The 12,486-nt window shown below is 32.4% G+C and carries 11 protein-coding genes; all 11 read left to right on the plus strand.

Features of this window, described 5'->3' with window-relative positions:
• Window positions 1–12 precede the first annotated feature (12 nt).
• The 11 genes from RZ74_RS02440 (at window position 13) to mutS (ending at window position 12,481) form a co-directional block, all read left to right on the plus strand.
• Window positions 13–651, plus strand: coding sequence for an amino acid ABC transporter ATP-binding protein (locus RZ74_RS02440; protein WP_053949863.1), 639 nt, complete (start codon window positions 13–15; stop codon window positions 649–651).
• 4 nt (window positions 652–655) lie between these two features.
• Complete coding sequence (locus RZ74_RS02445) at window positions 656–1,516, plus strand: amino acid ABC transporter substrate-binding protein (protein WP_053949864.1); 861 nt, start codon at window positions 656–658, stop codon at window positions 1,514–1,516.
• 11 nt (window positions 1,517–1,527) lie between these two features.
• Window positions 1,528–2,802 (plus strand): EF-P 5-aminopentanol modification-associated protein YfmF, encoded by a 1,275-nt coding sequence (gene yfmF, locus RZ74_RS02450; protein ID WP_053949865.1) that lies wholly within the window; start codon window positions 1,528–1,530, stop codon window positions 2,800–2,802.
• Window positions 2,792–4,048: an EF-P 5-aminopentanol modification-associated protein YfmH gene (yfmH, locus tag RZ74_RS02455; RefSeq protein WP_053949866.1), complete on the plus strand. Its 1,257-nt coding sequence runs from the start codon at window positions 2,792–2,794 to the stop codon at window positions 4,046–4,048. Before yfmF ends, yfmH begins: the two co-directional genes overlap by 11 nt.
• Before the next feature lie 78 nt (window positions 4,049–4,126).
• Complete coding sequence (locus RZ74_RS02460) at window positions 4,127–4,972, plus strand: helix-turn-helix domain-containing protein (protein WP_053949867.1); 846 nt, start codon at window positions 4,127–4,129, stop codon at window positions 4,970–4,972.
• Between the two features lie 49 nt (window positions 4,973–5,021).
• Window positions 5,022–5,609, plus strand: coding sequence for a CDP-diacylglycerol--glycerol-3-phosphate 3-phosphatidyltransferase (gene pgsA, locus RZ74_RS02465; RefSeq protein ID WP_053949868.1), 588 nt, complete (start codon window positions 5,022–5,024; stop codon window positions 5,607–5,609).
• Between the two features lie 44 nt (window positions 5,610–5,653).
• A complete protein-coding gene (locus RZ74_RS02470; protein ID WP_053949869.1) occupies window positions 5,654–6,118 on the plus strand; it encodes a nicotinamide-nucleotide amidohydrolase family protein in 465 nt (154 codons plus the stop codon).
• Between the two features lie 92 nt (window positions 6,119–6,210).
• Window positions 6,211–7,263, plus strand: coding sequence for a recombinase RecA (gene recA / locus RZ74_RS02475; RefSeq protein WP_053949870.1), 1,053 nt, complete (start codon window positions 6,211–6,213; stop codon window positions 7,261–7,263).
• A 149-nt stretch (window positions 7,264–7,412) separates the two neighbouring features.
• Window positions 7,413–8,978: a ribonuclease Y gene (gene rny, locus RZ74_RS02480; RefSeq protein WP_053949871.1), complete on the plus strand. Its 1,566-nt coding sequence runs from the start codon at window positions 7,413–7,415 to the stop codon at window positions 8,976–8,978.
• A 78-nt stretch (window positions 8,979–9,056) separates the two neighbouring features.
• Window positions 9,057–9,857 (plus strand): TIGR00282 family metallophosphoesterase, encoded by an 801-nt coding sequence (locus RZ74_RS02485; protein ID WP_053949872.1) that lies wholly within the window; start codon window positions 9,057–9,059, stop codon window positions 9,855–9,857.
• A gap of 11 nt (window positions 9,858–9,868) precedes the next feature.
• Window positions 9,869–12,481, plus strand: a complete 2,613-nt coding sequence (gene mutS / locus RZ74_RS02490; RefSeq protein WP_053949873.1) for a DNA mismatch repair protein MutS — start codon at window positions 9,869–9,871, stop codon at window positions 12,479–12,481.
• Window positions 12,482–12,486 lie beyond the last annotated feature (5 nt).

Consider the following 12,486-nt stretch of genomic DNA (forward strand, 5'->3'; position numbering starts at 1 on the left):
GGGGGAATAATCATGTTTCAAGTAAGTAAATTAAACAAAAGTTTTCAAGGTAAGACTATTATCAAGGATATGGACTTATCAGTTGATGATGATGAAATATTGAGTATTGTTGGTCCTTCTGGGGCAGGAAAAACAACTTTGCTTAGATGTATCACAGGATTAGAACAACCGGATTCTGGTAAATTTATATTAGATGGCAAAGAAATTGATCCAACAGATCCGACTCAATCTGTTATTGGTGTGGTATTCCAAGATTTTGGATTATTCCCTAATCTAACTGTGATGGAAAACATCATCTTAGCTCCACAATTAGTTTTGAAAAAGAGTAAAGATGAATCTAAGAAAGAAGCGCAAGAATTAATTGATAAATTAGATTTAACCGGAAAAGAATCATTATATCCATACCAATTATCAGGTGGACAAAAACAAAGAGTTGCGATTGTTAGAACTTTAGCAATGCATCCTAAAATTATTTGTTACGATGAACCTACTTCAGCACTGGATCCAAAGCTTAGTGAAGAAGTTGGAAAAATCATCTTAGATTTAAAACAACAAAAAATAACACAGCTTGTGGTGACACATGATATGTCATTTGCTCAACAAGTTGCTGATAAAGTGAAAGAAGTAAAACCGTTTAAAGAGGAGGAATAGTAAAATGTCAAAAAAGATAAAGTATAGTGGCATATTCACAATTCTTCTCTTAACTCTTTTCATATTAACTGGCTGTTCATCTGTTACTAATAGAGCTGATCATTATGATAATTGGAATAGAATCAAGCAAAGTAAAAAGGTTACAATTGGTTTAGATGTTACTTTTGTACCAATGGGATTCGAAAACAAAAGTGGTCAAATTACTGGATTTGATATTGATTTAGCGAAAGCCGTTTTTAAACAATACGGAATAAAACCAGTATTTCAACCAATAGATTGGTCAATGAACGTAACAGAACTTAGAAATACAACTATTGATCTTATTTGGAATGGTTTTTCAATTACTCCGGAGAGAGAAAAAGTGGTAAACTTTAGTACACCATATTTGTCTAATGATCAGGAATTAGTATCTCTAAAATCTTCAAAAATTAATAAATTTATTGATATGAAGGGCAAGTATTTGGGAGTACAAAGTGGTTCATCTGGATTAAATGATATAAATGATCAACCTAACGTGCTAAAAAAATATATTAAGAACCAATCACCAATTTTATACAATTCTTTTACCAATGCATTTATCGATTTAAATCACGGTAGAATTAGTGGTCTATTAATTGACAGTACTTATGCTAATTACTATATTGCTCACCAACCTAACCCAGATTCCTACAAGGTAGTGACTGGAAGTTTTCCAAGGGAAGAATTCGGTGTAGGAATTAGAAAGGGCGATAAAACATTAAAGAATAAAATTAATGTCGCTTTAAATAAATTGGCTAAAACTGGAGAACTTAAAAAGATTTGCGAAAAATGGTTTGGTAAGAACTATAGAACACCACTTTTAAAATTAATCAATCAAACTAAGTAGGGGTGAATTTGATGAATAAAACAATAACCGATGGAGTAGAATTAAATGTTATTCCGGAGCAAAAATTTAAAACAATCTCTTTTACCGTAGATCTAATTACTGAGAATAAAAAAGAAAACCTAGCGAAACGTGCTGTTTTAGCTGAATTAATGGAAATCAGTAATCAAGATTATCCAACGCAATCTAAATTAGCTAAAAAACTATCATCAATGTATGGAGCTACATTTGGCACTAACGTTTTGAGATATGGTAATTTATCAGTTTTAAGAATTTCATTGAGCATTCCTAATCCAAAATTTGTTGATTCATCAGAAAATATTCTAAAAGAAGCGATTGAATTTTTAAAAGGGGTATTATTTCGCCCTCTAGCTAGTGAAAAGAAATATGATGAAAATACATTTAATCTTCAACGAAAAAATATGAAAAAGTACGTCTCATCTATTTCAGATAATAAGCGCTTTTTCGCTTCAACTAATTTAAAAGAACTATTTTATAAAAATCATATAAATCGTGGAATATTTTTGTATGGTCGTGAAAATGATTATGAGAGTATCTCAGCTAAAGAAGAATATGATTATTATAAAGACGTTATGAAAAATGATAATGTTAAAATATCCGTTATTGGCGATGTTAATGAATCAGATATGTATAATTTATTTAACTCATTTGAATTCGGCAAGAAGACCAAATTAAGAAAAGTTAGAGCATTATCTGATTTTACTGTAAATGAAGAAGTTGAAGTTGTTAAACAACAGATCAATTCATCACAAAGCTATTTAAATATGGGATATAGACTCCCGTTTTTTTACAATGACAATGACTTTATGTCTGCAATCTTATTTAATGCTGTTTTTGGTGGGACGCCACAATCAAAATTATTTAAGAACGTGAGAGAAAAAAACAGTTTAGCTTATAGTGCAAGTAGTAGTTATAGCTCTATTAATGGCTTTTTAATGGTTTCTACAGGAATAAATGCTAAAAATTATCAACAGGTTATTGATATAGTTGAAGAACAACTGAATGAAATAATTGATGAAAATATTGATTTAAATACATTAAACAATATTAAGGCCGAAATGATTAATGCTAAGAAATCCGTCTTAGACAGTCCTAGACAAAATATAGAACAAGAATTTACTAATAGCCTATTAAACAGAAGTATATCTTTTGAAGAATGGGAAAAATTAGTTTTATCAGTTAGTATTTCGGATATAGCTAAAGTAGCTAGAAAGTTAAAATTAAATTCAATTTTCTTTTTAGAAGGGCGGATTACAAGTGGAGATTAAAAATTATCAACAATATGGCGATAAAGTATACATTGATGAACTAGATAACGGTTTATCCGTAGTGATGATTCCTAAGTCTGGATATCATAAAACGTATGCTACTTTTTCAGTGAATTATGGTTCGATTGATACCACTATTAACGGGAAAAAATATCCTGCGGGTATCGCACATTTTTTAGAACATAAAATGTTTGATAAAAAGGATCATGATGCAATGGATGTTTTTTCTAAGTATGGTGCATCATCAAACGCATTCACGAATTTTAATAAAACTAGTTATTTATTTGCGACAACGGATAATGTGCATGACAACTTAATAGAACTTTTGGATTTTGTTCAAGAACCTTATTTCGATGAACAAAAAGTGGAAAAAGAAAAAGGGATTATTGGTCAAGAAATCAGTATGTATGATGATAATCCTGGATCTGTATTGTTTTTCAAGACAATTCAAAATATGTACCCAGATACACCACTTAATGTGGATATTGCAGGAAGCCAAGATTCTATTAATAAAATTACTAAAGATGACTTGTATGATTCATATAATTATTTCTATCAACCTAGTAATATGCAACTTACAATTGTTGGTGATATTAATCCAGAAGAAACATTAAAATGGGTTATTGATAATCAAAATAGTAAGAAATTACCAACTGCGAAGACTATTGATAAAACAATTATTGAGTCCAATGATTTAGTTAGAGAAACAACACAAAGAATGGACGTCAAAATACCTAAAGTAGCAATTGGAATTAAAGGTAACAATCAATTCAATAATGACATCAAGTATGAATTGTCAATTTCATTATTGTTGCAAATGTTACTTTCTGAAGGTTCAGAAGTATACGAGAAACTTTATAATGATGGAATTATTGATGACTCATTTGGATTTGATTTTGATTGTGAAGATCAATTTAACTATGCAATATTTGCTGGTGAAACTGATGATGTAGATAGTTTTTATCAAGCAATTACAAAAGTTCTATTTGGATTTGAAGACATTGTTAAAGGATTGAACGAAGAATTTGAACTTATTAAAAGAGAAGAGATTGGTCAACATATTTCAATGATGAATTCAATTGAAGCGGTCTCTAATAGTGTTAATGATAAAGATCATAATTATCGCAATTTGTATGATGAAATAGATATTATTAAATCTTTGCAACTAAATGATGTAATTTACTATGGAAAAATGTTATTAAAAGAAGAATTTATGGTGAAAAATATCATTTTACCGCAAAAATAAATAACAACGCGGTTTAGATTATTGGGTATGGTATGATATACTATAAATATAAAATAATAAATAAGTGGAGTAATACCTATGCAAAATAATAATGGAAAACAAGTAGAAATTGGTAAATCACTACAAGAAGCTCGTATTGCAAAAGATATGTCTATTGATGACATTCAAAAGATTACCAAAATCCAAAAACATTATCTAGAAGCTATTGAGCAAGGTAACTTTGAAGAACTACCTGGTGAATTTTACGTTAGAGCTTTTATCAAACAATTCGCTGATACTGTTGGAATTGATGGTATCGAATTATTGAATGAACATGATGAAAGCTTACCTGATACTCAAAGCGAAGAATATGCTGAAAAAGTTTCAAAAGACGATGTAAACAAGAAAGTTGCTCGTCGTAGCAAAGTTGAAAGAAAATCATCTTTCCGTAAACTATTGCCAACTTTTGGTATCATTGTTGCTATTTTGGTAGTTGTTTTTGGAGTATGGGCCGTGGTTGTTCATACTAACAATTCTTCACAAACAAGTATTAGTAGTAGCTCTGTTTCAGTAACAGGTTCTTCAGAATCTTCTAGTTCATCAAGCAAAAAGGCTAACAAGTCAAAAGATGATCAAGCAAATGAAACTAAAGTTAAAGAAGTAAGCACTACAAAATATGAAGTCACTGGACAAAAGACCAACAAAATTACTCTTGAAGCTTCTGCTAGAGCATGGTCATCAATCACAGCTGATAACAAGTCATTATTCCAAGGGATTCAAAACTCTGGCGAAAAGAAGACCGTTGAAGTTCCAGAAAATACTTCTAGCGTTGTAATTTCACTTGGTAACGTAAAAGGATCAATGATTAAGATTAATGGAACAACTGTTAAGCTTGATGAAAAGATACCATTAACAACTCAAATTACATTTACTTTTAAGAAATAAAAAAGGGGCTTATTAAAGCCTTTTTTTATTTAAAAAATGGGGGATAAAAATGAATTTACCTAATAAATTAACTATTGTAAGAATATTATTAATTCCGATTTTTATAATTTTATTATCATGCTCAATTAACATGGGTACTGTAATCTGGTTAGGAACAACTATCCAGGTAACAAGAATTATTGCTGCTTTAGTATTCGCAGGTGCATGTATTACTGATTTTCTAGATGGTCAAATTGCAAGAAGACAACATTTAGTAACCAACTTTGGTAAATTTGCTGATCCACTTGCAGATAAGATGATTGTTATGTCAGCTTTCATTATTTTAGTTTCATTTGGATTTGTTCCAGCGTGGGTTGCTGCGATTATTGTTTGTCGAGAATTATCGGTAACTGGATTAAGATTAATTGTAGTTGAAAATAATGGTGAAGTAATTGCTGCTGCTTGGCCAGGTAAGATAAAGACATTCAGTCAAATGATCTCAATTATCTTGTTATTATTAAATGACTTCCTATACGTTCCATTTACAACAGTTGGATTTGGAACTGTTATTCTATACATTTGTTTGATTTTCACTGTTTATTCTGGTGTTGAATACTTTATAAAGAGTAAATTTATTTTTGAAGATTCATTCAAATAAACCTGATATTTTAACGTATCTTTATAAAGAAAGGTCGTATTGTTATGCAATTTGACACATCTGTAATTAATAGTTTGATTGAACAGAACAAGTCTATTACTGCTGCAGAAAGTCTAACAGCTGGATTATTTCAAGCAACCCTTGGGGAAGTATCAGGAGTATCTAAAATATTTCCTGGTGGATTTGTTACTTATTCCAATGAGGCTAAAGCAAAGCTATTGCAAATTCCTGAACCTATAATTCAAGCTTGTGGTGTTGTTTCAAGTGAAGTGGCTATTTGGATGGCACAACAATCTAGACAAATAATGAATACTAATATTGGTGTTTCTTTTACGGGTGTAGCTGGTCCGGATGGAATTGAAGGACATTCAGCAGGAACGGTTTTTATTGGGTTAGACTATGATGGAATGCAATCTGTAAAGCAATGTCACTTCGAAGGAACAAGACAAGAGGTTAGAGAGCAGTCCGTTGCAGAAGCACTTGAATTGTTAAAATTACACTTAAAATAAAAATGCGAACTTTTGTTCTTTTTTACTTGCTTTTTTAAAGATAGATTAGTATAGTATAAATATCGAATAGTTATTAAAGGGAGGTCAAATTAATGGCTGATGAACGAAAAGCAGCTCTAGATGGTGCCTTAAAACGAATTGAAAAAGAATTCGGTAAAGGTTCTATTATGAGAATGGGTGATAGAGGGGATACAAGAATCTCAACTATTCCTACCGGATCTTTAGCATTAGACAATGCTTTAGGTGTAGGTGGATTCCCACGAGGAAGAATTGTTGAAATCTATGGACCAGAAAGTTCTGGTAAAACTACTATTGCGCTTCAAGCAGTTGCTGAAGTACAAAAACAAGGTGGTACAGCAGCTTATATCGATGCTGAAAATGCTTTGGATCCAGTATATGCAACTAACCTGGGTGTTAATATTGATGACTTACTATTATCACAACCAGATACTGGTGAACAAGGTTTACAAATTTGTGACGCCTTAGTATCAAGTGGAGCAATCGACATCGTAGTTGTCGATTCAGTTGCTGCTTTAGTTCCTAGAGCTGAAATTGAAGGTGAAATGGGTGACGCGCATGTTGGTCTACAAGCTAGATTAATGTCACAAGCACTTCGTAAACTTTCAGGTTCTATTAATAAAACTAAAACCATTGCACTCTTTATTAACCAAATTAGAGAAAAAGTTGGGGTTATGTTTGGTAACCCAGAAACCACTCCTGGTGGACGTGCTCTTAAGTTCTACTCAACTATAAGACTAGAAATCAGAAGAGCTGAACAAATTAAAGATGGTACTGATATTATTGGTAACAGAACCAAGATTAAAGTTGCTAAGAATAAGGTAGCTCCTCCATTCAAACGTGCTGAAGTTGATATCATGTATGGTGAAGGTGTTTCTCAAACTGGTGAACTTGTTGACATGGCCGTTGAACAAGATATTATTAATAAGTCTGGTTCATGGTACTCATATGGTGATGAAAGAATTGGACAAGGACGTGAAAACGCTAAGCAATTCTTGAAAGAAAACCCAGATAAAATGGAAGAAATTAACCTAAAGGTTCGTGCTGCATATGGAATGGGTGAAGATATTCCAGAAACTAGCGATGAATCTGCTGAACAAACTAGTTTAGATACTGGTGAAGAATAAAAAGCTGCGAGGCTTTTTTATTTTTGCCAAAAACAAATATGATGTGTTGACACTTCACTAAGTAAAATTTAAAATATAGTAGTGCACACGTATATGCACTTATAAAAAAATTTAATTAACATTAGATGATGTGGAGGTGTAATAAGCCTATGACTTATTTGTTACCTATAATCCTCGCAATCATCGCTGCTTTTGTGGTGGGAACTACTGTTGGTATCTTTTTTAACAAGAAGATTGTTGATAAGAAATTAACTAAGGCTCACATGAGTGCACAAGATATTTTGGAAGATGCTAAACGACAAGCTCAAACATCTGCTAAGGAAGCAATTCTGGAAGCAAGAGAAAAGAGTAATCATTATCGTTCTAACATTGAAAAAGAAATTAAGCAAAGACGCATTGAAGTTCAACGACAAGAAAATCGTCTAATTCAACGTGAAGATTCTTTAGATCGAAAAGATGACGCTTTTGACAAGCGTGAAGATTCATTGAACAAACGTGAAGAAAAGCTTAACTTAAACCAAAAGAAGCTTGAACAAAAGCAACAGCAAGCTGATATGCTAGTTAAACAACGTCAGGCTGAGTTAGAACATATTTCTACGCTATCTCAAGAAGAAGCACAAGAGCTAATTATTAATGAAACTAAGCAAGAATTAGCAGATGAACGTGCCAAGATGGTTAAGGATAGTTATAATTTAGCTCGTAAGGAATCATCTGAAAACGCTAAAAATTTAGTTATTGAAGCAATTCAACAAAGTGCTGCTGATATTGTTTCTGAAACTACTGTTTCTGTTGTTAATCTACCTAACGATGATATGAAGGGTAGAATTATCGGTAGAGAAGGAAGAAATATTAGAACCTTTGAAACTTTAACAGGAATTGATTTAGTTATTGATGATACCCCTGAAGCTGTAGTATTAAGTGGATTCGATCCAATTAGACGTGAAGTAGCCAAAATGGCACTAGAAAGTCTAATTAAAGATGGAAGAATTCATCCCGCTAGAATCGAAGAAATGGTTGAAAAGAGTCGCCGAGAACTTGATGAAAAGATTCAAGAAATTGGTGAAGAAACAGTATTCGATTTAGGCATTCATTCAATGAGTCCTGAAATGATTATGATGATTGGTAAGTTGAAATTTAAGATTTATCATGGTCGTAACGTTTTAAGTCATTCTATCGAAGTTGCCAAGCTAGCTGGTGTATTAGCCGCAGAACTAGGTGAAGATGTCGTTTTAGCTAAGCGCGCAGGATTATTGCACGAAATTGGTCGCTCTGCTGATAATGATAATGAAGGTTCTCATATTGACCTTGGTGTTGATTTAGCCAAGAAGTTTAAGGAAAGTCCAGTAGTAATTGATTCTATTGCATCCGATAACGAAGATAACGAACCTAAGTTTATTATTTCTGAATTAGTAAATATCGCAAATAAAATTGCGATTGCTAGACCAGGTGCCAAGAGTAAATCTCTTGAAAGTTTTGTTCATCGTCTTGAAAGTTTGGAAACAATTAGTGATAGCTTTGATGAAGTTAAGAAGAGTTATGCTATTCAAGCCGGACGTGAGATCAGAGTGATTGTTAAACCAGAGAAAGTTTCTGATACTCAAGCTGTAGTATTAGCAAGAGATATTAAAAATAAAATTGAAGAGGATATGGAATATCCTGGACATATCAAGGTTACAATTATAGGAGAAGTAAGATCAATTGAATATGCAAAATAAAAAAGGCGATAAGCCTTTTTTATTTTGGTTAAAACGGTGTAAAATTGTACATATATAATAACGGAATTGAGGATAGAGATGAGAATACTATTTTTAGGTGATGTAGTCGGTAGTTTAGGAGTAGATATGGTTGATCAATATTTACCTAAATTGAAACACGACTTTAAACCACAAGTAACAATTGTCAATGGAGAAAATTCAACACCGGTGGGTAGAGGAATTAGCTACAAGATTTATAAACAGTTAATGAATGATGGAGCTGATGTCATTACTTTAGGAAACCATGCTTGGAACAATGAAGAAATTTATGATTTCATTGATGATAGTAAAAATTTAGTACGACCATTGAATTACCCAGGAAAAGATGTTCCGGGCTCTGGATACACAGTAATCAATGTGAACGGAAAGAAGCTAGCGGTTGTTAACTTACAAGGAAGAATCTTCATAGACCCGATTGATGATCCTTTTCAAAAAATTGATGAATTATTAAATAAGATTGAAAAAGAAGTCGATTACGTTTTTGTAGATTTTCACGCTGAAACAACAAGCGAAAAAAAGGCAATGGGATTATTCTTAACAGGAAGAGCTTCTGCGGTTGTGGGAACTCATACTCATGTTCAAACAAATGACAATCAAATTTTAAATAATCAAACAGCGTACATAACTGATGTAGGAATGTGTGGTCCTTTTAATAGTGTTTTAGGGATGAAATATGATAGTATTATTCATCGTTTCTTAACGCAAAGACCAACTAGATTTGAAGTACAAAATGAAGGTGACCAAATCTTATCAGGATGTTTAATTGATTTGAGGGATGACGGAACTGCTAGATCAATCAAAACAATCTTAATTGATCCAAGTCATCCATATAACAGATAGGGGGATTACAAATGGCTAGTAAAGCTAAACAAACACCAATGATGGAACAATATCAAAAAGTGAAAGATCAATACCCAGATGCTTTTGTTTTTTACCGTCTTGGTGACTTTTATGAAATGTTTAACGAAGATGCCGTTAAAGGTGCCCAAATTCTAGAATTAACACTTACATCTAGAAGTAAAAATGCAGACAACCCAATTCCAATGTGTGGAGTTCCTCATAAGGCGGTTGAGGCTTATATTGATACATTAATCGATAAGGGTTATAAAGTTGCTATTTGTGAACAAATGGAAGACCCTAAAACTGCTAAGGGAATGGTCAAAAGAGCGGTAACACAATTAATTACGCCTGGGACCAGAACTGCAATGGGTGCGGAAAATGCGAAAGAAAACAACTACTTAACTTCAATTGAATATGTTGATGGTAAGTATGGCTTTGCTTATGCTGAACTATCCACAGGTGAATTAAAAACAACCGTCTTAAGTAGTATGGATAGTGTGGTTAATGAGTTAATGACATTACAAACAAAAGAAGTAATCGTTAATGCAGATTTACCACAAGATGATATTGATATTATAAATAAGCTAGGTATTTTAGTGTCTTATCAAAATAACATGCAATTATCAGAAGACATGGAATATCTAGTAGTTAGTCTCTTAAATGAAATTGAAAAACAAGTTGTTAGTAGATTAATTACTTACATTACAGATACTCAAAAACGTAGTTTGTCCCATATGAAACCAGCGATTGCTTATCAACCTGCTGAGTTTTTGAAAATGGATCATAATTCGCAATACAATCTAGAATTAACCAAAAACTTAAGAACGAACAAAAAGTCCGGTAGTTTATTATGGCTATTAGATGAAACTAAAACTGCAATGGGTGGAAGAAAATTAAAGGAATGGATTGATCATCCTTTAATTAATCAACAATCAATTGAAAATAGACAAAACCAAGTTAATGATTTATTAGATCATTACTATGAACGCAGTGAAATTAAAGATTTATTGGTAAAAGTATATGATCTTGAACGATTGGCAGGGAAAGTCTCTTTTGGCTCAGTTAACGGGAGAGATTTAGTTCAACTAAAAACATCATTACAACAGATTCCAAAAATTAAATATATTTTGGATGAAATGGAAACAACATCATTCGATAAAATCGATAAAGACTTAGATCCAGTCGAAGAAGTTGCCGAATTAATCGAAAAGGCCATCATTAACGAACCACCTATTTCAGTAACAGAGGGTGGCATTATCAATGAAGGATACAACGATGTGTTGGATCAATACCGTGATGCAATGAATAATGGAAAACAATGGATTGCGGAACTTGAAAATAAAGAACGTGAACTAACTGGTATTAACAACTTAAAAATCGGTTATAACCATGTATTCGGCTATTACATTGAAGTGTCTAAAGCTAATTTAGCCAAGTTACCAGAGGATAGATACGAACGTAAGCAAACCTTAACGAATGCTGAAAGATTTTCTACACCTGAATTAAAGGAAAAAGAAAAATTAATCATTGAAGCACAAGAAAAATCTAAAACATTGGAATACGATTTATTTAGTGAAGTTAGAGCAGTAGTTAAAACAGCAATTCAAAGGTTACAAAAACTAGCTAATGCAGTTTCCAGTTTAGATGTTTTACAAAGTTTCGCTTCAATTTCAGATGAATACCGTTTAGTTCGTCCAACTCTAAATGACAATCATACATTAGAAATTATTGATGGAAGACATCCAGTTGTTGAAAAAGTAATGGGCCATCAATCATATGTTCCAAACGATGTGATTATGAAACCTGATACAAACGTCTTATTGATAACAGGTCCTAACATGTCTGGTAAAAGTACCTACATGAGACAATTAGCATTGACTGTTATAATGACGCAAATAGGATGTTTTGTTCCTGCTAAATCTGCAAATATGCCAATTTTTGATCAGATTTTTACTAGAATTGGTGCTGCTGATGATTTAATTTCAGGACAAAGTACATTTATGGTGGAAATGAAAGAATCCAATCAAGCAATTCAAAATGCTACTGATAATAGTTTGATTTTATTCGATGAAATTGGAAGAGGAACAGCCACATATGATGGAATGGCTTTGGCTCAATCAATTATCGAATATGTTCACAACAATATTCATGCTAAGACATTATTCTCAACTCATTATCATGAATTAACGGAACTATCCGATTCATTAAAACAACTAAAAAATGTGCATGTTGGAGCTGTAGAGAAAGACGGAGAACTAGTTTTCTTACACAAAGTGCAAGCAGGTGCTGCTGATAAATCATATGGGATTCATGTTGCTAAATTAGCTGGCTTACCAGAATCATTATTAACTAGAGCAGATGTTATCTTAACTGACTTAGAACAAGGCGATACTACTAAACCTGTCGTTATGGCAGAAGACGCTTCTCCTATGAAAGATACAGTTGAAGTAAGTACTGATGATGACTTACAACTATCACTATTTGGTGATGATAGTAAATCAACACCAAAAGAGACTGAAAATGATAAAATTATTAAGGCAATTAAGAACCTTGATTTAATGTCTAAAACACCTATGGACATTATGAATGAAGTATATAAATGGAAACGAGAAATTGATAAGTAATAGAG

Origin of the sequence: Apilactobacillus apinorum (genome assembly GCF_001281175.1) — a bacterium.
GTDB classification, from domain to species: domain Bacteria; phylum Bacillota; class Bacilli; order Lactobacillales; family Lactobacillaceae; genus Apilactobacillus; species Apilactobacillus apinorum.